Below are 23,746 nucleotides of genomic sequence, written 5' to 3'. Positions count from 1 at the left end.
GAGAAGAGGTTCTACTCTTCGGTGGCTGCTTCTGCGGCCGGAGCTTCTTCTGCGGCGGCCGGAGCCTCTTCCGCAGCGGGGGCAGCGGGAGCGCCGCTTTCCTCTTCGAGCTTCATGCGCAGTGCATCTGCCGTGCGGGCCAGCATGGACATCGGTGCCTTGAGGACACCGGCGACGCGTGCAAGCTGGAACTCACGGGATTCAAGAGCAGCCAGGGCTGCAACACCGGATGCATCCAGGGCGTTGCCCTCGAAAACACCGGTCTTGATGACGAGCTGCGGGTTGGTCTTGGCAAAATCCGTCAGGCTCTTTGCAGCTGCAACTGCGTCACCCTTGATGAAGGCAATTGCAGTAGGTCCGGAAAGCTGGCCATCGAACGCGTCGATGCCGGCTTCCTTGGCTGCAATGCCAGTCAGGGTGTTCTTGACGACCGAGTACTTGGTGTCCTGGCCGAGCGAACGACGCAGCTCCTTGAGCTGTGCAACGGTGAGCCCGCGGTATTCGGTTAGGACAGCAGCGGTCGACTCCTTGAAATCACTGGTGATTTCCTCGACTGCTGACACCTTTGTTGGCGTTGCCATAACCCTCCTTCCGGGGAAATAGTGCCGGTGGATCGGGTCCCGAACATAAAAAACGCCCCGGGCAGATGCACGGGGCTTCACTCAACGGACGCTAGTCCGGAGTGCAGTTCGTTCACCTGCGCAGGCCGCCCTTTAGGCAAGGGACTTTCGGATGTTTCTCCAACCGGGTTCCACGCGCGGAGAGCTGAAGGTTCAGCCTTACGGTGGGATTGAATGCACATCGACCGACGGTCTTTGGTAGTTCCAGAGTACGGGAGAAACATGTGAAGGCCAAATCGCCCGCACAGGCCGCCGCCTATCCGACGGAAAGATCTGCCTGCCACTCCCCCGAGTACCCCACAGCGGCAAACCCCAGCTGCTCATTGATGGCGAGCATGTAACGGTTTTCCTCGGCGTTCCAGGTGTAGACCCGGCGGGCCTCGGGAATGATGCTCCGCAGCTTCGCCAGATTGGCTGCCTTGAGCAGCATGCCCAGCCGGTTGCCCCGGTGGGCATCCAGCACCAGGGTGTCATCCTGGAAAACCACGGCCGGGTTGTTGCGGAAGACCTCAAGGACCGTATGGCCAACAAGTTCGCCGGTGGCCTCGTGCCGTACTGCCGTGACCAGCACCTCGGCATCCATCCCCCGGGCCTTACCCTCCGCCTCCCGGACACGCGCCGCATCCCAGGCCTCCTCCGCGAGCTCCAAGCCGCCCAGCGGGGCGTCCGTGCTCATCTTCTGCCGTAGAAGCGCATAGGCATCCACCAGGTCATCCGGGCAGGCGCCGCGCCAGAACACCAGTTCGTAGCCGGGCCCCGACGCCGCCGCCGCCTCTTCCAGCAGCGCCGTCCCGCCGTCGTCGTTCCCTGTCAGGTCCAGGACGCTGACGCGGTCCACCAGTTCGAGCCGGAAGCCGAGCCCCTCAGCGAAGGCCGCTGCGGCGTCATGCGGGATGAAGGACGCCGTGTTTTCAGAACCGGCGGGTCCGCTGCCCAGATGGTCGGTTTCGGCCATCAGCTTGCTCCGGCCGGCATCGGCAGCCAGGTTCGCCGCTGCACGGAACAACTCGGTTCCCACGCCCTGCCGGCGGGCTCCGGGGGCCACCACAACATTGACGGTTCCCGTATGAAGATTATCTGTCAGTGGAAGGTTCAACTGGGCAACGCCCACAATAGCCGCGTCCGGGCCCGCGCCCATCCGGGCTGCCAGCAGCTCACGCCGCCGGGTAGCCGTGCTGCCCCTGCCGGCCAACTGCGCCTGGGCGGGGGCATGGAAGTCATCATTTCCCCAAAACTCCTGCTGCTGGGCATTGAGCAGTTCCGCTACGGCCAGGAAGTCCGCGGCATCGGGTCCGGCAAGTGCGGCCGGAACCCGGACGGGCGTGATGGAAACATGCGTCATGGATCACATCCTGCCGGACACCGCCCCGGACGCCAAACGGTGCAGCGTCCGTGCCCGGCCCAGCCGGCCACGGCGGGACGGCGGCGCCCGGCATCCGTCCCCGCCGGGAATGCAAAAAAGCGGCCACAGCGTAAGCTGCGGCCGCTTCCTGCCCAGGGAATCCCCGGAAGTGCTCAGAGACTATGCGTCTGCGAGAACCTTGGTGACGTTGGGGTCAACGCTGATGCTCGGTCCGAAGGTGGTGGACACGGTGGCCTTGGAGATATAGCGGCCCTTGGCTGCCGACGGCTTCAGGCGAAGAACCTCTTCCAGGGCGGCTGCGTAGTTCTCAGCCAGCTTCTGGGCGTCGAAGGACACCTTGCCAATGATGAAGTGCAGGTTGGAGTGCTTGTCGACGCGGAAGTCGATCTTGCCGCCCTTGATGTCCGAAACAGCCTTGGCGACGTTCGGGGTAACCGTACCGGTCTTCGGGTTCGGCATCAGGTTACGCGGGCCAAGCACGCGGCCCAGGCGGCCGACCTTGCCCATCATGTCCGGGGTAGCCACTGCGGCGTCGAAGTCGGTCCAGCCTGCTGCAACCTTTTCGATCATGTCGTCGGAACCAACGAAGTCGGCGCCGGCAGCGATTGCTGCTTCTGCCTTCTCGCCGGTTGCGAAAACGAGGACGCGGGCCGTCTTGCCGGTGCCGTTGGGCAGGTTGACCGTGCCGCGGACCATCTGGTCAGCCTTGCGGGGGTCAACGCCCAGGCGGAAAGCCACCTCAACGGTTGCGTCGAACTTGGAAGGATTGGTTTCCTTCGCCAGCTCTACAGCCTCGACCGGTGCGTACAGCTTGTCCGCATCGATCTTGGCTGCAGCTGCTTCATATGCTTTGCTGCGCTTTGCCATCTGCTTTTTCTCCTTGTGCAGTTGTGGTCTGTCGGACCGCGCCCGGCCCTGCCACGCGCCGTTCCCCCTCAGGGGTTCCGGCATTTATGTGAAATTGAAGTGCAGGGGGCTTTAGCCCTCTACGGTGATACCCATCGAACGGGCGGTGCCGGCGATGATCTTGGCAGCTGCCTGGACATCGTTGGCGTTGAGGTCTTCCATCTTCATGGTGGCGATCTCTTCGACCTGTGCCTGGGTCAGGTTGGCAACCTTGGCGGTGTGCGGGGTTGCGGAACCCTTGGCAACACCGGCAGCCTTCTTGATCAGCTGTGCGGCCGGAGGAGTCTTCGTGATGAAGGTGAAGGAACGGTCTTCGTAAACGGTGATTTCAACCGGGATAACGTTGCCGCGCTGGGATTCCGTTGCAGCGTTGTACGCCTTGCAGAATTCCATGATGTTGACACCGTGCTGGCCAAGTGCCGGACCGATCGGAGGAGCCGGGTTGGCGGCACCTGCGTTGATCTGCAGCTTGATGAGGCCGGTGACCTTTTTCTTGGGGGCCATGAAAGGGTCCTTCTCTAAATTATGTTCCCGAAGAACAGGAGCGTCCATCCGGGTTGGTGGCCGCCATGGCTTGGTGGCCGGACGCTGCCTGCAGGTTAAAGCGGACCTGCGGACAGCGAAGTCTAAAAGCTACTGGAGCTTGGTGACCTGGCCGAAGCCGAGGGTCACCGGAGTCTCGCGCTCGAAGATGGTCACGAGGACCACCAGCTGCTGGGACTCGGGCTTGATCTCGGAGATCGTGGCCTGCAGGGTCTCGAAGGGGCCTTCGTTGACCGTGACGGGCTCGCCGATTTCGAAATCCACCGCGATGTTCGAGGACTGCTGCGCAGCAGGCTTACCGGCCTCGGCCTTCGGGGAGACGACGGTGTGCTCGAGCATCGAGAACACTTCGTTCAGGCTCAGCGGCGTCGGGTTGTGGGCGTTGCCCACGAAGCCGGTGACACCGGGGGTGTGGCGAACGACGCCCCACGATTCGTCGGTCAGGTTCATCCGGACCAGGACGTAACCGGGGATGCGTACCCGGTTGACGATCTTCCGGGTGGTGTTCTTGATCTCGACGACTTCTTCCATCGGGACCTGGATCTCGAAGATGTCCTCTTCCATATCCAGCGTCTGGATACGGGTCTCAAGGTTGGACTTCACCCGGTTTTCGTAGCCGGCGTAGGAGTGGATGACGTACCAGTCACCCTCCTGGCGGCGCAGCTTGGCCTTGAAGGCAACAACCGGGTCTTCCTCGGGTTCTTCTTCGGCCTCGGGAGTACCGGAAACGTCGGAATCAGCGTCGGCAGCCTCAACGGCGGCGTCTGCTTCGTCTGCCGATGCATCAACAGCAGCGGGCGCCTCGTCGACGTCGGCTGCGGTCATTTCATCCTCGGTATCCAGATCAGCGGCATTGTCATTGACCTGTGATTCGAGTTCTTGCTCGGACACGTAGATTCCTGCTTTCTTCTTCAGAGCACTATCGGTTGTGGCACTAGCTCATGGTCTCCGGTCCCGGGACCCGGGGCGGAACAGCGGCCCTGGGCTAGCTTTCGCCGCCGCCCTCACCGAAGATCCACAGTGCGCCGGCGCCGAAGACGAAATCGAGGGTAATCACGATCAGCATCATCACGACCACAAAGGCGAGGACCACGAGCGTGTACCTGAGCAGTTCCTTGCGGGTGGGGGTAACCACCTTTTTCAGTTCGGCAATCACCTGGCGCAGGAAGAGCGCGATCGCCGCGAAGAAGCCGCGCTTCTTGGGCCCGCTGGAGGGGTGTCCCTTGGAGCTGCTGGCAGCTGTCTCGGTCACCTTCGCCTCACTCATCTGTGTCGGTTCACAGTCGCAGCACACGCTGGGACTGCTGCTTCCATGAAAAGACTGCTGAGCTGCCGGATGACAGTTCTGCGCAGGGCAGACAGGACTCGAACCTGCAACCTGCGGTTTTGGAGACCGCTGCGCTACCAATTGCGCCACTACCCTATGGAGGAAATACACCCTACCGCGACTATTGTATCCGCACCTAACCGGAGAATTATTCCGGTCAAAGGGCACAAGTCAGCGTGGTGACTTCAACACGAAGAACCAGTCTACGCAAACTTTCCGCTTCCGTCGAACCGGGGCCGGTTCCCGCGCCGCAATGGGGATTGCCGGGACGGGATTCCGGGACAAATGACACACGACTGCGCCGGCGGCAGGGAACCGCATAAACTGGGGAACGCCGCCGTCGGCCGCGAGCATGCGGGCACGGGGCAACGTTAGCTGCCGCCACACATCAGACGGGAATCCCATGTCTTCCACCGGCCGTATTTCACAGCGCATCGCATCCATCGCAGAGTCCGCGACTCTCGCCGTTGATGCCAAGGCCAAAGCGCTCAAGGCTGCCGGCCGCCCGGTGATCGGTTTCGGAGCCGGAGAACCCGATTTCCCCACCCCGGACTACATTGTCGACGCCGCCGTGGAGGCTGCCCGCCAGCCGCGCTTCCACCGCTACTCCCCTGCCGGCGGGCTGCCGGAGCTGAAGAAGGCCATAGCGGAGAAAACCCTGCGGGACTCCGGCTACGCCGTGGATCCGGCCCAGGTCCTGGTGACCAATGGCGGCAAGCAGGCGGTGTACGAGGCTTTTGCCACGCTGCTGAACCCCGGCGACGAAGTCCTTGTCCCCACGCCCTACTGGACCACGTACCCGGAAGCCATCCGGCTGGCCGGGGGTGTGCCGGTGGAGGTCTTCGCCGGTCCCGAGCAGGGCTACCTGGTCACCGCGGAGCAGCTCGAAGCGTCCCGGACCGACTCCACCAAGGTCCTGCTGTTTGTCTCCCCCTCCAACCCCACGGGCGCCGTATACCAGCCGGAGCAGGTGGCTGAGATCGGCCGCTGGGCTGCCGCCAACGGCCTGTGGGTCATCACCGACGAAATCTACGAACACCTCACGTACGACGGCGTGCCCTTCACCTCCATCGCCACGGCCGCCCCTGAGCTGGGCGACAAGGTAGTGGTGCTCAACGGCGTGGCCAAGACCTATGCCATGACCGGCTGGCGGGTGGGTTGGATGATCGCGGCTCCGGACGTGATCAAGGCTGCGACCAATCTCCAGTCCCACCTCTCCTCGAACGTCTCCAACGTGTCCCAGATGGCCGCCCTGGCCGCCGTCTCCGGTCCGCTGACCGCCGTGGATGAAATGAAGCAGGCCTTCGACCGCCGCCGCCGGGCGATGGTTGAGGCGCTGAACTCCATTGACGGCGTCGAGTGCCCCATGCCGGAAGGCGCGTTTTACGCCTACGCGGACGTCCGCGGCCTGCTCGGCCGTGAGTTCCCGGGCAAGGAAGGCCCGGTCCGGCCGCAGACCTCCGCCCAGCTGGCAGCCCTGATCCTGGACACCGTTGAGGTGGCAGTGGTCCCGGGTGAAGCCTTCGGCCCGTCAGGCTATCTGCGCCTGTCCTACGCCCTGGGCGACGAGGATCTGGCCACGGGTATGCAGCGCCTGAAGGACTTCCTCGGTCAGGCTGTCCGCTAGGCAGGCCACGCCTGCTCCGGTTCTGCCCGCCGTCTGCTCCGGCGGCGGGCAGAACCGGGGTCACATGTCCGGACGGCCGGGGGCTTAGAGCAGGCCGGCGCTTAGAGCAGGCGGCGGTCCGCAGCCCAGCGCGTGAGTTCGTGCCGTGAGGAAAGCTGCAGTTTGCGCAGCACCGAGGACACGTGGGTTTCCACCGTCTTGACCGAGATAAAGAGCTCCCTGGCCACCTCCTTGTAGCTGTAGCCGCGGGCAATCAGCCGCATGACCTCCAGCTCACGGGCGGAGAGCCGGTCCAGTTCGTCGTCCACGGATGCCACGCTGGCCGTGCCGAAGGCATCGAGCACAAACCCCGCGAGCCGGGGCGAAAAGACGGCATCACCGCCGGCTACCCGGACCACGGCGTCGGAAATCTCGGCGCCGGAGATGGTTTTCGTGACATAGCCCCGGGCGCCGGCCCGGATCACCGTCACCACATCTTCGGCTGCGTCGGACACGCTCAGGGCCAGGAACCTGGTTTTCCCCAGCAGTGCTGCGCAGCCGGCCAGTACCTCGGCGCCGCCTCCGCCGTTGCCTCCCGGCAGGTGAACGTCCAGCAGGACGACGGCGGGCTGCTCGCGGGTAATCGCCTCGATGGCGGTTTCCACGCTGTCCGCCTCAGCCACCACGTGGAGCCGGGTATCAAGATCCGCCCGCAGCCCCGAACGGAATATCGCATGGTCGTCCACCACGACGACGCTGATCGGCTGGTGGGAAAGGTCGGTCATGTGTGGCTTGCTCCGTCACTGGATACGCGGATGGTCGAAGGGGCTGCCCCGTCCGGCGGGGCGTTGCGGGATGCGGAGGAACCGTTGGCGGCCGGGGCGGTTTTCCTAGCTGCAGGTCCCGCCGAAGCCGGTCTCGCCGCGCTCCGGGCGGCAGGACCGGACGCGGCCGGTGCCTGGTTCTCGGCGCCGCCGTGCAACGGAAGCACCAGCCGGACCTCGGTGCCATCTGCGGTACTGCGGATTCCGGCGCTGCCGCCGGCGCGTTCCATCCTGCCGATGATGGACCCGCGGACACCAATCCGGTCTTCGGGGACATCGGCCAGGTCAAAACCGGGACCGCGGTCACGGATAAAGACCTCGAGCTGGTCCGGCCGGCACTCAACATACACCGAAACGGTCCCCCCGGCGTGCTGGGCAGCGTTCAGCATGGCCGCCCTCGCGGCAGAGGACAGCGCTTCACTGCGCTCATCGAGTTCCGCATCGGAGACCGCTACCAGTTCGATGGGATGGCCGTACGCGTCCTCGATTTCCGCGGCAATCCGGCGCAGGCACTCCACCAGATGGTCTTCCGCCCGTGCCCGGTCCGTGTAGAGCCATTGGCGCAGTTCCCTCTCCTGCGCACGTGCCAGGCGGATGACATCCTGTTCGGAGCCGGCACGCTTCTGGATCAGGGCGAGGGTCTGCAGGACCGAGTCATGCAGGTGGGCAGCAATTTCGGCCCGCTCCGTTTGCCGGATGCGTCCGGCCCGCTCCGCTTCCAGGTCCCGCCAGTGCTTTACGGCCCACGGTGTGAACACCAGGGCTACACCGGCCAGGACCGCCGCGGAGGCAAGCAGCCCGGCTACCAGCACGTCCCAGCTCACGGAACCGGAAACCACCACCAGCACACCGGCTACCACCAGCAGCAGTCCCGCGGACAGCCGGATGATCCCGGAAGCACGGTCCGCCCCGGCACTGTTAACCAGACCTGCCCGTCGGCTCTCATCCAGCTGCGTCCAGGCCAGCACGGCCCCGCCGGCAATGGCTGCCACCGGGACAAAGAGGCCCCAGTTCAGGTCTGCGCCCAGGCGCTGGGCAATAAACACGGCGGCAACCAGCAGGAGCACAATTCCGGCGGCCACCTCGCGCTGGCCCGCCTTGCCCAGTCCGTGGAAAGCACTGGAGGCCGGCGCGGCAGCCTCACGGGCCTGCCGTTCATAGTTATCCGCAATTCTGAGCGGACCGGCCTGGACCTGCTCCTTCTTTTCCTGCTCTTCCTGGGTGGGAACCATTATCCAGAGCCAGCCGTAAAGCAGGAGCCCGGTCCCGCCGGCAAGGATCATGGCGCCCATGACGGCACGCGTCAGCTTGACCGGCCAGCCCAGGTGCGCAGCCAACCCGCTGCACACACCGGCCACAATCCGGTCCCGGGGACGCACCAACGGTTCTCTCATGATGCTATCCAAGCACGATCGGAGCCGTGTTCACCGGCTCCTGAGCCAAGATCCGGGTTCCTGGCCGGACTCTTCAGGGGTATCTCAGGGTAGTCCCTGATGCGGCGGGGCTCCGACGGCGGAAGACTGGATACATGAATCCTTCACCATCACCCGATCCCGGGGCCGAGCGCCCGGAACCTGCCCCGCAGGCACATCCTGCGGCCGGGAGCACCGCTTCCGGCACTCCGGTGTCCCGCGGAGGACACAACGGGTTCTTCGACTGGATCCGTTCATTTGGAATCATCCGCGGCCACGAGCGCTGGTTTGGCGGCGTGGCCTCGGGAATTGCTGCCCGGACCGGACTGGACCCGGTGCTGATCCGCGGATTGTTTATTGTCATGGGGATTTTCGGTGTCGGGTTCCTCATCTACGGGGTGGGCTGGGCGCTGCTGCCCGAACCGGACGGCCGCATCCATGCCGAGGATGCAATCCGCGGCAACTGGTCCGCCGGCATGACCGGGGCCGTGGTTTTTGCCGTTCTTGGCACAGGCGGTCCCAGCATTTCCTTCCTCGGCATGGACAGCTGGTTCGGAGCCACAGTGTGGACACTGTTCTGGATCGCCGCCGGAATTGGCGCCCTGTACTGGGCGTCCACCCCGAAGGGCAAAGCACAGCTGCAGCACTTTATGTCCGGCGCTGCCGGCCGCGGCGGGTCAGGGACCGGGACCGGGTCCGGGTCCGCCGATGCACCCGCTGCATCCCCGGCCGGGACTCCCGTGACGCTGGCCAAGACCGGCATGCCTCCCGCCGGGACCAATGCGGGGGCGGCCACGCCGTCCGGTGAAACAGTCCCGCCGTCGGCTGCAGCAACCGGCCCGGCCGCGACGCCGGGGACCTCCGCGGCGCCGGGGACCTCTGCGGCGCCGTCGGCGTCGGCGACATCCAGGTCATCCGTGCCGTCCATGCAAAAGGACGGCTCCGGTCCCGCCAAGGTTCCCGGTGCACCCGGCGCCTATCTGGCCGCCCTGTTCGGTGCGGCACTGCTGACCGGCGGGACCGTGCTGGCGCTGGACTACGTCAATGTCCTGGATCTGGCGGCCCCGCTGTCCGTGGCGTTGGCAGCCACGGCGGCAGTTCTCGGTATCGGCGTCGTGATCCTTGGCTTGGTGGGCCGGCACTCGGGCGGGGTTGGATCTGCCGCCGCGGCTGCCCTCGTTATCGCCTTCCTGGCCCAGCCCGGCATGACCCACTCCAACCTGGCCGTTATGAGCAACGGCGATTGGTCGCCCCGGGATGCAGCCCAGGCATCCGGCGGCTATACCGCCATTGCCGGCAACGGCACGGTGGATCTGCGCGACACGCAGGTGTCGGGAGACTACGAGGTTCCGGTAAGCCTTGCGGCAGGGAACATCAGTGTCCTGGTGCCTGAGGATTCACCGGTCACCGTTCGGTTTTCCACGGTCGCCGGAAACGTGAAAACACATGACGGCACGGACAGCCGGGATTACAGCGGACTGTGGCAGGCCTCCACCGAACACACCCTCAACAACGATGCCGCCGGCGAACGGATCATCATCGATATCCGCAGCGTTGCCGGCAACGTACTTGTCACCACTGAAGAAAGCGATCTGTAGCCATGGAGCAGGACAGTGAAAGGGACTACCTCGGCCGGCAGTACGCCACCGGCGGTTCGGATGCGTCGGCGAACCAGTATCAGTCCCCCACCCTTCCCGACGACGGCGGTACTGCCGGGGACCCGGCCCCAACCCCTCCGGGCGCGGATACCCGGGCTCCGGCACCCGAAACGGACACCGCAGCGGAAACGGACACAGCAGCGGGGACTGCACCCCGCCAGCTGCAGGTCGGTACCGTGGTCTGGGGCCTGGTACTGGTGACCCTCGCGGTTCTTCTGCTGCTGGCCACCACCGTGAACCTTTCGGTGGATCCGGTGCTGGTTATCCTCGGGGTTGCCCTCGGAGCAGGCTTCGCCCTGTTGGCGGGCGGTTTCCTGGCAGCAATGGCGAAAAACCGCGGCCGCTAGTTACCCCTCCCCACCCCCGCCGCCCCCACCCCGCAGCATGGAACCCGCCCGGTTCCGTTTCCCTATTCCGGCACTGGTTTCCCTATTTCGCCACTATCAGATAAGGCTTGATCCATGGAAAAGTTCTTCTCGGTCCTCCGTTCCTCCCCCGTCAAACGGAGCAAAGGCTGGCTCGGCGGCGTCTGCGCCGGCATCGCAGCGACCTACGGCTGGGATGTCTCGCTGGTCCGGATTGCTGTTCTCCTGAGCTTCCTGCTGCCTTTTGTGGGCATCGGCACCTACGTGGTGGCCTGGCTGCTGCTGCCGAAACAGGACGGAAGCATCCTCCTGCAGCGTCTGGTGAGCCCCTGAACTTAGCGCAGCTCACATCGCTGGCTAGAATCATAGACAGCACCCAACAGCCGCAACCAGATCCAGGGGTATTCACATGAAGATCGGTATTCTCACCAGCGGAGGCGACTGCCCCGGCCTTAATGCGGTGATCCGCGGTGCTGTCCTCAAAGGCATCAAGGAATACGAGGACATTGAGTTTGTCGGATTCCGTGACGGCTGGCGTGGAGTGGTTGATGGCGACATCATGGATCTGCCCCGCTCCAGGGTCCGCGGAATCTCCAAGCAGGGCGGCACCATTCTCGGAACCTCCCGGACCAACCCGTTCGAAGGCCCCAACGGCGGTCCGGAGAAGATCAAGGCAACGCTGAAGCGGCTGGGCATCGACGCCGTGATAGCGATCGGCGGCGAGGGCACCCTGGCTGCGGCACAGCGGCTGACCGACGCCGGGCTGCAGATTGTTGGTGTGCCGAAGACGGTGGACAACGATCTCGATGCCACCGACTACACCTTCGGTTTCGATACCGCAGTCGAAATTGCCACCGAGGCCTGCGACCGTCTGCGCACCACCGGCGAATCCCACCACCGCTGCATGGTGGCCGAAGTGATGGGCCGGCACGTGGGCTGGATTGCCCTGCACTCCGGCATGGCTGCCGGGGCCCACGCCATCCTGATTCCCGAACACCCGGTCAGCCTGGACCAGATTGCCCAGTGGGTGAACGAGGCCCATGACCGCGGACGTGCGCCGCTGGTAGTGGTGGCGGAAGGCTTTGTCACCACCGATATGGAATCCCCCCACTCCGAGCGCGGCCTGGACAGTTTCGGCCGGCCCCGTCTGGGCGGTATCGGGGAACTCCTTGCTCCCGAGATTGAGGCGCGGACAGGGATTGAAACCCGGGCCACTGTTCTGGGCCATATCCAGCGCGGCGGTGTTCCCACTGCCTATGACCGGGTTCTTGCCACGCGGCTGGGCATGGCTGCCGTTGACTCGGTGGTGGACGGACTCTGGGGAACCATGGTGTCGCTGCACGGTACGGATATTGTGCATGTCGGTTTTGAAAAGGCACTGGGCAACCTGAAGACCGTTCCTGAAAGCCGTTACGACGAAGCAGCCATTCTTTTCGGCTAGCCATATAGCCGTTTCGCACCGGAACCAGGCCTTCACAGGCTCTTTCCGGTGCGGACCGGCGTTTGCCTTGGGCTCCCTACCCGGGTGTAGGTTGAAAAAATGAATCTGGACCCGGGAACCATCGCGATCATCCAGCTGGCCTTCTCACGGCATCTGGGCCTTGCCGATGACGCCCTCGCGGCGACCGACGCCGACGAGCGTATCTACAGCGTTCGCGAGCAGTCGGAAACCGTCTGTTTCCTGCGGCTTTTCGGCACGGAGGTTTTCAGCGGCCCCGAATGGGCAGCCGCACGGGCACGGACCAAATCAGCCGTGGAACTGACCCGCCATTCCGGCCTGATGCAGATGTCCATGGAATTCGGCGGCCGGGCACTTGGCGCCGAACAGCTCTTTTTTGCCGACGCCTTCCCTGCACTGGCCCCGCTCGAGGACCTCGCGGTGGCCAATGACCCGGACCTTGCCGTGGCACTGGAGCGGCTGTGCCCGCCGGACGACGTCGCGGAGGCCGGACTCGCCGGCAAGGAAGACGTATTTGTCCTTGTTGACGATTCGGAGGACGATCCCCGGCCCGTCGCCGGGGCCGGCTACAGCATCACCGACGGCATTCTGGCCGACATGAGCGTGCTGACCGCACCCGGCCACCGGCTGCGCGGCCTGGGCAGCTACATCAGCTCCGTAGCCCTAGAGGATGCCATGGCCGGCGGACTCATTCCCCAGTGGCGTGCGCCTCTGGACAATGTCGGCGCGGCCAGGACCGCCATGGGCTCCGGTTTCATCCCGGCCGGCGTCCGTACCTCGGTGTCCCTCTCCGCCTGACGCCGGGCCGGGAACGGGTTCTGCGGCCCGCTTCTTCAGCGGCGGATCAGCCCAGCAGGTCCAGCATTTCCTGGCGTTTGAAGAAGCCCGCAGTTTCGCGGGCCGTGGGGGAACCCGAGTCCGGATCTGCTCCGGCATCGAGCAGGATGCGGAAAATCTCCTGATAGCCCTTGAACACTGCTCCGGCCAGCGGTGTCTGGCCGCGGTCATTGCGGGTATTCACATCTGCACCGCGCTCCACCAACAGTCCGGTAAGTTCCGCATGCCCGTGGTAGGACGCGAGCATAATCAGGGTGTCGCCGGAGCCGTTGGTCAGGTTGACCGGCACACCGGCATCCAGATAGCCGCGGATCCCGGCGGTATCTCCGGCCCGCGCGGCATCGAACACCAGCCCGGCGAGCTCAATGATGTCGTTGTCGATCTCTGGACGGGATTCCGGGGTGCTCATTACATCTCCTCTAAAGGCAGGTTTGTCTATACGTCGTGCCGCTGTGCCGGACACGTCAGCGGCTAGGGGCGGGGCGCCTTCAGGAAACCGGTGGCGCGTCCAACCACGGCTCCGGCGTCGGGGGCCACGATGGGTTCCTGCGCGGCGGCGTACAGTTCGCCGTCGTCGTTCACCACCAGCGTGGCCGCCGGATCAACGGAACGCTTGATCACAGCAAGGCCCACCGGACCCATTTCATAGTGTCCGCCCACTGAGGTGAGTGTTCCCACCGTCCGCTCCCCCAGCATCACGGGGCTGCCGGCCGCCGGCAGCGTGTGCTGGGAGCCGTCCAGCTGCAGGAATACCAGCCTCCGCGGCGGGTGGCCCAGGTTATGCACCCGGGCCACGGTTTCCTGGCCCTTGTAGCAGCCCTTGGCCAGGTGCACAGCAGTGCGGATCAGATCCAGCTCGTGCGGAATGGTCTTCTCATCGGTTTCCGCGCCGAGCCGGGGCCGCCAGGCAGCGATGCGCAGCGCCTCGGCCGCCATGGAGCCCGCCAGCGTCCGTCCGGAAGCGGCAATGGCTGCTTCGAATTCACCGCGCGGGATGAGGTATTCGAACCACGGACGCTCAAGGCCCGGGTGGGTTTCCTCCGGCACTGCCGTATAGGCGAATCCGCCGGGGGCGATGTGCGGCCACGGGTCGGTCCAGCGCAGGTACTGCTCCCACTGGGGAACCTCGGCGGTGGTGCCGGCCACTGCCCACTGGTCGGAGACATCGGTGACCTCGACCCGGAGCATGAATTTCATCCGCTGCAGCCACTCCGTCAGGCCCGGCGCTTCGGCAGCCTCCACCAGCAGCCAGGCGGTGGTGCCGTCATCGATGATCCGGGCATCGTAGTCAATCCGGCCCTGCACCGTGAGCAGCAGAAGCTCGGAGCTGACGCCGGGCTGCAGGTTGCCCACCTGCTGGGAGGACAGGGTGTTCAGCCAGCTGAGCCGGTCCTCGCCGCTGACCGTCACCACGCCGCGGTAGGAAAGATCAACGACGGCGGTGCCGCGGGCCAGGGCGCGCTGTTCGCGCAGCGGGTCGCCGTAGTGGGCCGCTGTTCCGGCGTCGAGTCCGGCGGCTTCAACGGCACCGTGGCGGGAAAGCAGGGGGCTGGAGTACGTCATAAAGGGTGCAACGTCCTTTCCATGCCGGCCTATTCCGGGAAGGGTCTAGGCCGTCTTCTTCAGGATGGCCGAAGCGTGGGCCTTGAGTGTTTCACCGGAGGAGGCCACGTCCCAGCGCCAGTAGAGATCGCCGTTGACCAGCCCGTAGATCCGGGTGGCGGCGGTGTATTCCTTGGAGTTGACGCCGCGCATCACCAGATCAGTGGCCAGCTGGATCTGCGGGCCCTTGATGGAGCCGTAATAGAGTTCGGAGATACCGCCGGGGTGCACGATGGTGGCGGTGATGTCGAAGCCGCCGGCATCGTTGCGCAGCTCTTCGACCTCGTCAGCACTGCGCAGGGCCGGCACAATGTCCGCGGGAACCAGCCCGGGCCCGCCGTCGGCGTCGTTCAGGGGCCGGTCCAGGGCCCAGAATCCGGTCTCCACGGCGAGCGGGCGCAGCACTGTGCCCTGTTCATCGGTGAGCCAGCTTTCGGCCGTGTACTGCAGGTACGGCAGGCCGTTCTGGGTGAAGGTGACCTTCTGGGTGAAGTGCTCCGAGTCGGCTTCGCCTTCACCCAGCCGGCCGGAACCTTCCCAGGTGCCGATCAGCCAGGACAGGGGAACCAGTTCGGGGGTCAGATCTGTGGGGATCTCCATGGGCATGGCGCAACCTGTCCTTCGGTATTGCGGGCGGGGGCCGGTACTACGCAGTTCCTACGCGTGACAGGGAGTTACTTCTGGCCCTTGTACAGGCGGGAGACAACCAGTGCAGCGAAGGCAGCCATACCAAGGCCGGTGACACCCAGCAGGGCGATGAAGAAGATTTCGAGTGCAAGCATGGCTACATCCTAACGCGCGGGAGGAACAGTTTCCTTCCTGCCATTCGATCACGGCAGGCGTCCCCGGGCAAAAACCGGACCCGGGTTGACGGGGTATGTCAGGAGAGCAGGAGGCTGCCCAGGAAATACACTACTGATCCCAGCACGAGCACCGGCGCCAGGCCCAGGGCCAGCTGCCCGGCCGCGTTGGTCTGCCCGTCGCGTGACAGGACCAGGCGGCGGAAGGCCATCACCACGGCGGCGACCACCAGGCCGGAGAACGCAGCTACCGGCCACGCCACGCCGGAAACCACCAGTGCTGCCAGCGCCGCAGTCAGCGCTCCGGCCACCACGCCCAGGGGTGCAGCCATCCGGTCCGGGACGGGTATCAGGGACACGGCCACTGCGGCCAGTGCGGCGCTGCCGGTGACGGTGAGCAGGGCAGGATTACCTGCGGTTCCGGCCAGCCGGTCCGCTGCGACCCAGCCGGAGGCCAGGGCGGTTACCAGGACACCGGACATGATGCCGACGATTGATTCCAGACGGTGCGCCTGTCCGGTGCCGCGGAGGAGCTGGATAAGGAAAACAGCCCCCACCCCCACGGCCACGGCTGCCGGCAGCCAGGTGAGCATGGCGGCGGCGGGCGCGAAGTATGCCCCGGCCACGGCGCCGGCCCCGACCAGGGCCAGCACAGCGCCCTGGGTCTTGCGCGCCGGTACGCCGATCAGATGCGGCCAGCAGATTCCCGTGAGGGCCGCGGCCAGCCCGCAGAAGACCGCCACCACCGGCACGGACAGGTAGGAAGCACCCACGATACCGATAATGGCGAGCGCCGCCGGCACCGCTAAGCTCCATAGTTTCACCCTAGTTATCCTGCCTTATTACGGAGCACAGGTGAAAAGCGACAGGCCCGCGAACACCCGATGGGTATACTTTCGATCACTTCCTGCCACGCGGATCGGCGAAGATTGTGCCCAATGATGTGCGCCCAACATTCGGAGGACCTATGTCGCACATTTTGCTCCTGACCAACAGTTCCGGTTCGTCAGTGAACGTCCTGCCTGCCCTGGAACTCCTGAACCATAAGGTGCACGTTGTTCCCGCCGAGCCTACGGCCCTGCTGGACACCGACCCCTGCGACGTCATCCTGGTGGATGCCCGCCGGGACCTGGTGGGGGCCCGTTCGCTGACCCAGCTGCTCAAGGCTACCGGCCTGGGCACACCGCTCATCCTGATCCTGACCGAGGGCGGGATGGCCGCCGTCGCGCCGAACTGGCTCTCCGACGACGTCATCCTGGACACTGCCGGCCCGGCCGAGCTCGAAGCCCGGCTCCGCCTCGCCTCGGCCCGCACCCGTTCGGAGGCAGAGGAAGCCTCCTCCGAAATCCACGCCTCCGGCGTCGTTATTGACGAGGCGAGCTACACCGCCCGGGTCAGCGGGACCGCCCTGAACCTGACGTACAAGGAATTTGAACTCCTTAAGTACCTGGCACAGCATCCCGGCCGCGTGTTTACCCGCGACCAGCTGCTCCACGAGGTGTGGGGGTACGACTACTACGGGGGTACCCGGACGGTGGATGTCCACGTGCGGAGGCTGCGGGCCAAGCTCGGCCCGGACCACGAAACCCTCATCGGCACGGTCCGCAACGTCGGGTACCGCTTCACCCGCTCCCGTGCGGAAACCGCTGCCTCTGCCAGCCAGGATGCGTGATCCTGCGGGCTCCGACCCGCGCCCGCAGGCTGCTCCCGCGCTAGGCTTTCGACATGAGTGAAGAACAGCAGACAGCCTGGCCGGTACTTGAAACCCGCGGCACCCCCGAACCCGGGGCGCTGGCAGACATCCTGGAGCTGGCGTCCGCAGCACAGGACTCGGATGGCAATCCGCCCCTGTCCGAGCAGACTCTCGTTGACCTGCGCTCCGCGGATGCCGATCCCGGCTCACTGGCCGTATTCACCACCTACGCCGACGACGGCGGTTCGGACACCGGCAGCGGCCGCTGGCTGGCCGGCGTCGCCGTCCTTGTTTCCGATACACCGGGCGGCCCGGGCGTGCTGGAAATGGTGGTGCACCCGAACTACCGCAACCAGGGGGTGGGCACGGCACTGGCAACAGCCGTGCAGGGCGCGGCCGATGCCCGGCCCGCTGCCTGGTCACACGGAAACCATGAGGCAGCTGTGGAACTCGCTGCCCGGTTCGGATACCGGCCGGTGCGCGATCTGTGGAAGATGCGCCTGAGCCGCTCGGCGCTGCAGGAATCGCTGCCGGAGCCCGTGCTTCCCGAGGGCGTCACACTGCGTGCCTTTGTGCCCGGCCAGGACGAGCAGGCGTGGCTTGCGGTCAACGCCGCCGCCTTCGCGCATCACCCTGAGCAGGGCGGCATGAGCCTGTCGGACCTGCAGGCCCGCATGCAGGAGGACTGGTTCGATCCGGCCGGTTTCCTTCTGGCCGTGGACGGCGACGGCGGAATCCTGGGTTTCCACTGGACGAAGGTGCACCCGGGCACCGCCGGACACCCGGCCATCGGCGAGGTGTACGTGGTGGGGGTGAGTCCCCGCGCCCAGGGCATGGGATTGGGCAAGGCACTGACCATCGCCGGAATCGAGCACCTGCACCGGGCCGGACTTGATGCCGTGATGCTGTACGTGGACGCGGACAATACAGCCGCCGTGGCCCTGTACCAGCGGCTTGGATTTGTGCGTTGGGACCAGGACGTGATGTACGCCCCCGCCTAGCGCGCCCGCAGCTTGTAATGTTGTTGAAGCAGGGCCCGGCAGGGTTATCCGCGCCGTTGGCCCTGCCCCGCCGCCAGTACCTCAGGGAGACACTATGGATTTCGATACCGCCGCCGAGCCCCGTTCGACCTTTGGGTCTGCCGAGGCCATGTCGGCGCCGCGGGCAACCCAGGACCGCATCGACATCCCGGACTTTGGCCCTGCCCTGCTGCCCAGCGGGGACATCTCGCCGGAGCGGTTCCTGGACCGGGAAATCAGCTGGCTGCATTTCAACGCCCGCGTCCTGGAACTGGCGGAGGATCCGGAGCTGTACCTGCTGGAGCGGGTGAACTTCCTGTCCATCTTCGCCTCGAACCTGGACGAGTTCTTTATGGTCCGCGTTGCCGGCCTCAAGCGCCGCATCGCCACCGGACTCGCGGTCCCCTCCGCGGCAGGGATGAGTCCGATCGAACAGCTGGAGGAAATCGTGGCAGCCGGGTACCGGCTGCAGCAGCGCCACGCCGACGTTTTTGCCCGGCAGATCCGCCCCGCCCTGGCCGAGGAACAGATTTACCTGCTCAGCTGGGATGAACTGGATGAGGCCGCCAAGGCGAACCTGCACAAACAGTTCGCCGCCAAGGTCTTCCCCATCCTGACTCCCCTGGCCGTGGACCCGGCCCACCCCTTCCCCTACATTTCCGGCCTCTCCCTGAACCTGGCAGTGGTGGTCCGCAACCCGGTCAGCGGCAAGGAGTTCTTTGCCAGGGTCAAGGTCCCGGACCAGCTGCCGCGGCTCATCTCGGTCGACGGCCCGCGTGCGGGCAACGTGGCAGGGCGCACCGCCCGCTTCATTACGCTCGAAGACATCATCGCCCAGCACCTGGACCAGCTGTTCCCCGGCATGGACGTCATTGAGCACTACACCTTCCGCGTCACCCGCAACGAAGACCTCGAGGTGGAAGAGGACGACGCCGAGAACCTCCTGCAGGCGCTGGAGAAGGAATTGCTGCGCCGCCGGTTCGGTCCGCCCGTGCGCCTCGAAGTCACCCCGGACATCAACCCGAACATCCGCGAACTGCTCGAGCGCGAGCTGGGCGTGGAATCGGACGAGGTGTACGTCCTGCCGGCGCCCCTGGATCTGCGCGGCCTCTCCGGCATCAGCCGGATTGACCGGACGGACCTGCACTACCCCAAGCAGGTCCCGCACACCAACCGCCACCTGAAGGAGTCCGAGACCTCCAAGCCGGCCAACGTGTTCGCCGCGATGCGCCGCCGGGACATCCTGCTGCACCACCCGTACGATTCCTTCTCCACCTCGGTGCAGGCCTTCCTGGAGCAGGCTGCGGCCGATCCGCGTGTGCAGGCCATCAAACAGACCCTGTACCGTACCTCCGGCGACTCCCCCATTGTGGACGCCCTGATTGATGCCGCCGAGGCCGGCAAACAGGTCCTGGCACTGGTGGAAATCAAGGCGCGCTTCGACGAACAGGCGAACATCTCCTGGGCACGCAAGCTGGAGCAGGCCGGGGTGCACGTGGTGTACGGCATCGTGGGCCTCAAAACGCACTGCAAGCTCTCCCTGGTGGTCCGGCAGGAGGTGGACGGCCTGCGCCGCTACTGCCACATCGGTACCGGCAACTACCACCCCCGTACGGCCCGCTACTACGAGGACCTGGGACTGCTCACCGCCAACGAACAGGTGGGCGAGGACCTCACCAAACTGTTCAACCAGCTCTCCGGATACGCTCCGAAGTCCACCTTTAAGCGCCTGCTCGTTGCTCCGCGCTCGGTCCGCTCGGGCCTGATCGACCGGATTGAACGGGAAATCGCGAACAAAAAGGCCGGCCTCAACGCCCGGGTCATCATCAAGGTCAACTCCATGGTGGACGAAGCGATCATCGACTCGCTCTACCGGGCATCGCAGGCCGGAGTGCAGGTGGACGTGATTGTCCGTGGCATCTGCTCGGTACGGCCCGGCGTGCCGGGTCTGAGCGAAAACATTACAGTGCGCTCGATCCTGGGCCGTTTCCTTGAACACTCCCGGGTGTTCGCCTTCGCCAACGGCGGCGACCCGGTGGTGTTCATCGGTTCCGCTGACATGATGCACCGCAACCTTGACCGCAGGGTTGAGGCACTGGTCCAGCTGGCGTCCAAGGAGGATGTTGCGGATCTGGTGGCACTGATGGACCGGTACATGGATCCCGGCACCGCCAGCTGGCATCTGGACCCGGAGGGCATCTGGACCCGTTACCACAAGGACGCGGAAGGCAACCCGCTGCAGGATGTGCAGTCCTGGCTGCTCGCGTCGCGGTCCCGCCAGCGCTCCGTGGCCCGCCGCTGATGGAAGCAACCGAACCCGGGACCGTGTCCGCGGCGCAGGAGGACATCCCACTCAAGGTGGTGGCAGCGGGCGCCCTGTGCTGGCGTGTGCGGGACGGAAAGCTGCAGGTCCTGATGATCCACCGTCCCCGCTATGACGACTGGTCCTGGCCCAAGGGCAAGCTTGACGCCGGTGAAACCACCCCGGAATGCGCCGTGCGGGAAGTCCGCGAAGAGGTAGGCATCAACATCACCCTGGGCATTCCGCTGCCGGCGACCGTGTACCCGGTGGCCTCCGGGATGAAGATCGTGCATTACTGGGCCTCACGGGTTGACTCAGACAAGCCCACCCCGGACGGCAGGGAGGTGGACGGGGTCCGCTGGTGCAGCCCGGAGGAAGCCGGGGAGTCGCTGACCAACCCCACGGACCGGCTGCCGCTGCAGGAACTGGTGCTCGCCTATGACGAGCAGCGCCTGCACAGCTGGCCGCTGATCATCGTCCGGCATGCCAAGGCCAAACCGCGTTCCTCCTGGACCCGTGCTGAGGGAGAACGTCCGCTGGTGGCCAGCGGGCTGCGGCAGGCACTGGCCGTCTCCCGCCTGCTGGTGGCCTGGCGGCCCAAACGCGTGGTGTCCAGCCCGTGGCTCCGCTGTGTGCAGACCGTGCGGCCCTATGTAAAAGCGCAGGGGACCAAGTTCAAGACCGTTGACGCGCTGACCGAACACAACGCACGGCGCAAGCCGGGCAAGGCCCGGAGCGCCATTGAAGCGCTGTTCGACAAGGCCAAGCCGGTGGCGGTGTGCACGCACCGCCCCGTGCTGCCGCTGGTCTTTGACACCCTGGCCGCGCACATGCCCGCGGACATGGCCTCCGGGCTTCCGGACAAGGACCCCTACCTTGCCCCCGGCGAGGCCGTGATCTGCCAGGTCAGCCACGCCGATGAAGGCCGGATTCTTTCCCTGGAAAAGTACCGGGCGTTCGACGACTGAGAGGCCGGGGCCGGGTGCCCGCGGATGCCCCTTTGTTACGCTGTCCCCTGGTGAAGGGGGAAAGCTTATGACGGGTACAACAGAGGACGGCAGGACTGCGTCAACGGTCCGATCAGGCCCTGCCTATACCTGGTATCTGGCCTATACCTGGTATCTGGCATCCGTCGCAGTGACGATTGCCACCGCCGGTATCGGCGCCTGGCTCTACCCGGGGCTGCCTCAGTCCCTGCCGGTGCACTGGAACGGTGCCGGGCAGGCGGACAGTTTCGCAGAGAAGTCCCTGCTGTCCGTTTTTGCGGTGCCGCTGATAGCCCTCGGATTGATCCTGTTCCTGCTGGGCACTGCCGCGCTCGCCCCGCGGCTGGCACAGTGGTCCGGGCAGGTGCGCGATGATGCGGCAGCGCATGCCGCCAATCTGCGGGCAACCCGGTTCTTTTTGGGCGGCACCACCTTCGCGCTCAGCCTGCTGCTCGCCTGGCTGGCGCTGCGGGGCTGGCTCCTTCCGCCGGACGGCTCCACGGCCGAATTCCTCCTTCCCACCGTGGCGTTTTTGCTCGCCATGGCGGGCCTGGGTTTCGCAGCACTGCGCCGGTACCGCCGGGACGTTGCCGCGGCAGGCCGGCCGGTTGACGGAACGGTTGACGGCACGGCGGCCGGGGCAGCCGCCGCCGGAGAACCCGCGGACGGGGATCCCGTGTACGACAGCAGCAATTACCGCGCCGGCATCTACACCAACCGCGCTGATCCCCGGGTCCTGGTCCCGAAACGGATAGGCGTGGGCGTGACACTGAATGCCGGCCGTCCCGCCGGGCTGGCTTTCTATCTGGCGATCGCCCTGATCAGCGTGGCAGGCCTTGTGGCCGGCATCGCTTTCCCCCTGTTTGCGGGCTGACCTGTTCTAGACTGGCCGAGTGAGCATTCCTACCCCGTATGAAGACCTGCTGCGTGATGTCATGGCCAACGGCACGCAGAAGTCCGACCGCACCGGTACCGGCACGCGCAGCGTGTTCGGCCGCCAAATGCGCTTTGATCTCAGCGAGTCCTTTCCGCTGATCACCACCAAGCGTGTGCACTTCAAGTCAGTGGCCCTGGAGCTGCTCTGGTTCCTGCGCGGTGACTCCAACGTCCGCTGGCTGCAGGAACGCGGCGTCAGTATCTGGGACGAATGGGCGGACGACGACGGCGAACTGGGACCGGTCTATGGTGTCCAGTGGCGCTCCTGGCCGACCCCCGACGGCGGGCACATTGACCAGATCGAGAAGCTGGTGGAGGGGATCCGGAAGAACCCTGATTCCCGCCGGCACATCGTCACTGCCTGGAACCCGGCAGAGGTGGAGAACATGGCCCTGCCGCCGTGCCACGCGATGTTCCAGTTCTACGTTGCTGACGGCCGGCTCTCCTGCCAGCTCTACCAGCGCTCCGCAGACACTTTCCTGGGCGTGCCCTTCAACATCGCTTCCTATGCCCTGCTGACCCTCATGGTCGCCCAGCAGACGGGTCTTGAACCCGGCGAGTTCATTTGGAGCGGCGGCGATGTGCACATCTACGACAACCATGTCGACCAGGTCCGGGAACAGCTGAGCCGGGAACCCTTCCCCTACCCCAAGCTGCACATCCGCCGGACCCCGGAGAGCATCTTCGATTACGCCCTGGAGGACTTCGAGGTCCTCGATTACCGGCACCACCCCGGTATCAAAGCACCCATTGCCGTCTGAAAGGACGTTTATGACTGAGTTCCCCGGCACCGCAACGCCAGAGACCGCTGCAGCCCCGGCCGGTTCCACGCTCTACTACCCCGTCGGCGGCGGCACCGATGCCCGGGGCGCGGACCTGCACCAGGTCCTCCGGGCCCGCGGCAGTGCTCCCGGCAACGGACCGGTTATTGGCCTGGTGTGGGCGCAGACAGCCGACGGTGTGATCGGGCGGGACGGCGGGATGCCCTGGCACCTGCCTGAAGATATGGCGCACTTCAAGAAGACCACTGCCGGCCACCCCGTCATCATGGGCCGGCGCACGTGGGAATCCTTCCCGGCCGCGTACCGTCCGCTGCCCGGGCGGACGAACATCATCGTCTCCTCCCACTCCGGCCTGGCGGATACCGCCGAAAACACCGTCGTGGTCCGCTCGCTGCAGGAGGGGCTCGAGGTTGCCCGGACCAGCCCCGGCAGTGAGGAAATCTGGATCATCGGAGGCGCCCAGCTGTATGAGGCAGCGGTCCCGGTGGCGCATACGGCGGTGGTAACCGTGATTGACACCGCTGCCGAAGGCGACACCTATGCCCCGCATCTGGGCGCAGACTGGACCTTCGCAGGTGTCAGCCCGGCTGCCGGCTGGTACACGGCTGCAAACGGCACCAACTACCGGATTGCGTTGTGGACCCGCGACCCGGCCAGGAGTGACGTAACCGACCACGACGCCGGGGCACCGCTGACCTAAACTGGA

25 protein-coding genes and 1 tRNA gene are annotated in these 23,746 nt (G+C 65.5%); 13 read left to right on the top strand and 13 right to left on the bottom strand.

Features of this window, described 5'->3' with window-relative positions:
* Positions 1-11: 11 nt before the first annotated feature.
* The 7 genes from rplJ to QWJ37_RS04410 form a co-directional block, all read right to left on the bottom strand.
* Complete coding sequence (rplJ, locus tag QWJ37_RS04440) at positions 12-581, bottom strand: 50S ribosomal protein L10 (protein WP_227903895.1); 570 nt, start codon at positions 579-581, stop codon at positions 12-14.
* A 295-nt stretch (positions 582-876) separates the two neighbouring features.
* Positions 877-1,962, bottom strand: a complete 1,086-nt coding sequence (locus QWJ37_RS04435) for a GNAT family protein (RefSeq protein WP_290244325.1) — start codon at positions 1,960-1,962, stop codon at positions 877-879.
* 180 nt (positions 1,963-2,142) lie between these two features.
* Positions 2,143-2,850, bottom strand: a complete 708-nt coding sequence (gene rplA, locus QWJ37_RS04430) for a 50S ribosomal protein L1 (protein WP_227903898.1) — start codon at positions 2,848-2,850, stop codon at positions 2,143-2,145.
* Between the two features lie 111 nt (positions 2,851-2,961).
* The gene (gene rplK, locus QWJ37_RS04425; RefSeq protein WP_146361026.1) at positions 2,962-3,393 is read right to left on the bottom strand and encodes a 50S ribosomal protein L11; all 432 of its coding nucleotides are present in this window, start codon (positions 3,391-3,393) and stop codon (positions 2,962-2,964) included.
* Between the two features lie 129 nt (positions 3,394-3,522).
* A complete protein-coding gene (gene nusG, locus QWJ37_RS04420; RefSeq protein WP_227903900.1) occupies positions 3,523-4,323 on the bottom strand; it encodes a transcription termination/antitermination protein NusG in 801 nt (266 codons plus the stop codon).
* A gap of 94 nt (positions 4,324-4,417) precedes the next feature.
* Positions 4,418-4,699: a preprotein translocase subunit SecE gene (gene secE, locus QWJ37_RS04415; protein ID WP_227903902.1), complete on the bottom strand. Its 282-nt coding sequence runs from the start codon at positions 4,697-4,699 to the stop codon at positions 4,418-4,420.
* Positions 4,700-4,782: 83 nt separating this feature from the next.
* Positions 4,783-4,855: transfer RNA gene (locus tag QWJ37_RS04410), tRNA-Trp, on the bottom strand.
* A 307-nt stretch (positions 4,856-5,162) separates the two neighbouring features.
* Between QWJ37_RS04410 and QWJ37_RS04405 the strand changes: the two genes are divergently transcribed.
* Positions 5,163-6,386 carry a pyridoxal phosphate-dependent aminotransferase gene (locus QWJ37_RS04405; protein ID WP_227903904.1) on the top strand — a complete coding sequence of 408 codons (1,224 nt, stop codon included), beginning with the start codon at positions 5,163-5,165 and terminating at the stop codon, positions 6,384-6,386.
* Positions 6,387-6,487: 101 nt separating this feature from the next.
* Here the strand turns inward: QWJ37_RS04405 and QWJ37_RS04400 are convergent, their stop codons facing one another.
* Complete coding sequence (locus QWJ37_RS04400; RefSeq protein ID WP_227928764.1) at positions 6,488-7,150, bottom strand: response regulator transcription factor; 663 nt, start codon at positions 7,148-7,150, stop codon at positions 6,488-6,490.
* Positions 7,147-8,583, bottom strand: coding sequence for an ATP-binding protein (locus QWJ37_RS04395; RefSeq protein ID WP_290244317.1), 1,437 nt, complete (start codon positions 8,581-8,583; stop codon positions 7,147-7,149). Before QWJ37_RS04395 ends, QWJ37_RS04400 begins: the two co-directional genes overlap by 4 nt.
* Positions 8,584-8,717: 134 nt before the next feature.
* Between QWJ37_RS04395 and QWJ37_RS04390 the strand changes: the two genes are divergently transcribed.
* The 5 genes from QWJ37_RS04390 to QWJ37_RS04370 all read left to right on the top strand — a co-directional run bounded on the left by QWJ37_RS04390 (position 8,718) and on the right by QWJ37_RS04370 (position 12,881).
* Positions 8,718-10,199 carry a PspC domain-containing protein gene (locus tag QWJ37_RS04390; RefSeq protein WP_290244315.1) on the top strand — a complete coding sequence of 494 codons (1,482 nt, stop codon included), beginning with the start codon at positions 8,718-8,720 and terminating at the stop codon, positions 10,197-10,199.
* Between the two features lie 2 nt (positions 10,200-10,201).
* Entirely contained in the window at positions 10,202-10,606 is a 405-nt protein-coding gene (locus tag QWJ37_RS04385) for a hypothetical protein (protein ID WP_227928759.1), read from the top strand.
* A gap of 114 nt (positions 10,607-10,720) precedes the next feature.
* Positions 10,721-10,957, top strand: a complete 237-nt coding sequence (locus tag QWJ37_RS04380; RefSeq protein ID WP_227928757.1) for a PspC domain-containing protein — start codon at positions 10,721-10,723, stop codon at positions 10,955-10,957.
* Between the two features lie 76 nt (positions 10,958-11,033).
* Entirely contained in the window at positions 11,034-12,065 is a 1,032-nt protein-coding gene (locus tag QWJ37_RS04375) for a 6-phosphofructokinase (RefSeq protein ID WP_290244313.1), read from the top strand.
* A 99-nt stretch (positions 12,066-12,164) separates the two neighbouring features.
* Positions 12,165-12,881, top strand: coding sequence for a GNAT family N-acetyltransferase (locus QWJ37_RS04370; protein WP_227903915.1), 717 nt, complete (start codon positions 12,165-12,167; stop codon positions 12,879-12,881).
* A 46-nt stretch (positions 12,882-12,927) separates the two neighbouring features.
* Here the strand turns inward: QWJ37_RS04370 and QWJ37_RS04365 are convergent, their stop codons facing one another.
* The 4 genes from QWJ37_RS04365 to QWJ37_RS04350 form a co-directional block, all read right to left on the bottom strand.
* On the bottom strand, positions 12,928-13,329 hold the full coding sequence (locus tag QWJ37_RS04365; protein WP_227903916.1) for an ankyrin repeat domain-containing protein: 402 nt from the start codon (positions 13,327-13,329) through the stop codon (positions 12,928-12,930).
* 62 nt (positions 13,330-13,391) lie between these two features.
* On the bottom strand, positions 13,392-14,483 hold the full coding sequence (locus QWJ37_RS04360; RefSeq protein WP_227903918.1) for a folate-binding protein: 1,092 nt from the start codon (positions 14,481-14,483) through the stop codon (positions 13,392-13,394).
* Between the two features lie 45 nt (positions 14,484-14,528).
* A complete protein-coding gene (locus QWJ37_RS04355; RefSeq protein WP_227903919.1) occupies positions 14,529-15,128 on the bottom strand; it encodes an FABP family protein in 600 nt (199 codons plus the stop codon).
* Positions 15,129-15,402: 274 nt separating this feature from the next.
* Positions 15,403-16,146 (bottom strand): hypothetical protein, encoded by a 744-nt coding sequence (locus tag QWJ37_RS04350; protein WP_227903921.1) that lies wholly within the window; start codon positions 16,144-16,146, stop codon positions 15,403-15,405.
* A 143-nt stretch (positions 16,147-16,289) separates the two neighbouring features.
* Here QWJ37_RS04350 and QWJ37_RS04345 point away from each other — a divergent pair, with 143 nt between their 5' ends.
* The 7 genes from QWJ37_RS04345 to QWJ37_RS04315 all read left to right on the top strand — a co-directional run bounded on the left by QWJ37_RS04345 (position 16,290) and on the right by QWJ37_RS04315 (position 23,740).
* Positions 16,290-16,994: a response regulator transcription factor gene (locus QWJ37_RS04345; protein WP_227903923.1), complete on the top strand. Its 705-nt coding sequence runs from the start codon at positions 16,290-16,292 to the stop codon at positions 16,992-16,994.
* A 53-nt stretch (positions 16,995-17,047) separates the two neighbouring features.
* Positions 17,048-18,016, top strand: coding sequence for a mycothiol synthase (gene mshD, locus QWJ37_RS04340; RefSeq protein ID WP_290244311.1), 969 nt, complete (start codon positions 17,048-17,050; stop codon positions 18,014-18,016).
* Positions 18,017-18,110: 94 nt separating this feature from the next.
* Positions 18,111-20,336: an RNA degradosome polyphosphate kinase gene (locus tag QWJ37_RS04335; RefSeq protein ID WP_227903926.1), complete on the top strand. Its 2,226-nt coding sequence runs from the start codon at positions 18,111-18,113 to the stop codon at positions 20,334-20,336.
* The gene (locus QWJ37_RS04330) at positions 20,336-21,304 is read left to right on the top strand and encodes an NUDIX hydrolase (protein WP_290244309.1); all 969 of its coding nucleotides are present in this window, start codon (positions 20,336-20,338) and stop codon (positions 21,302-21,304) included. The genes QWJ37_RS04335 and QWJ37_RS04330 overlap by 1 nt, the downstream gene beginning before the upstream one ends.
* Before the next feature lie 67 nt (positions 21,305-21,371).
* Positions 21,372-22,196 carry a DUF1648 domain-containing protein gene (locus tag QWJ37_RS04325; protein ID WP_227928747.1) on the top strand — a complete coding sequence of 275 codons (825 nt, stop codon included), beginning with the start codon at positions 21,372-21,374 and terminating at the stop codon, positions 22,194-22,196.
* Positions 22,197-22,215: 19 nt separating this feature from the next.
* Positions 22,216-23,019 (top strand): thymidylate synthase, encoded by an 804-nt coding sequence (locus tag QWJ37_RS04320; protein WP_227928746.1) that lies wholly within the window; start codon positions 22,216-22,218, stop codon positions 23,017-23,019.
* Between the two features lie 10 nt (positions 23,020-23,029).
* Positions 23,030-23,740, top strand: coding sequence for a dihydrofolate reductase (locus QWJ37_RS04315; RefSeq protein WP_290244306.1), 711 nt, complete (start codon positions 23,030-23,032; stop codon positions 23,738-23,740).
* The last annotated feature ends 6 nt before the right edge of the window (positions 23,741-23,746 follow it).

The sequence above is a fragment of the Arthrobacter sp. YD2 genome, assembly GCF_030410475.1.
GTDB classification, from domain to species: domain Bacteria; phylum Actinomycetota; class Actinomycetes; order Actinomycetales; family Micrococcaceae; genus Arthrobacter_B; species Arthrobacter_B zhangbolii.
Note: the sequence above shows the minus strand (reverse complement) of the source record. Positions and strands in the feature narration are given on the sequence as shown.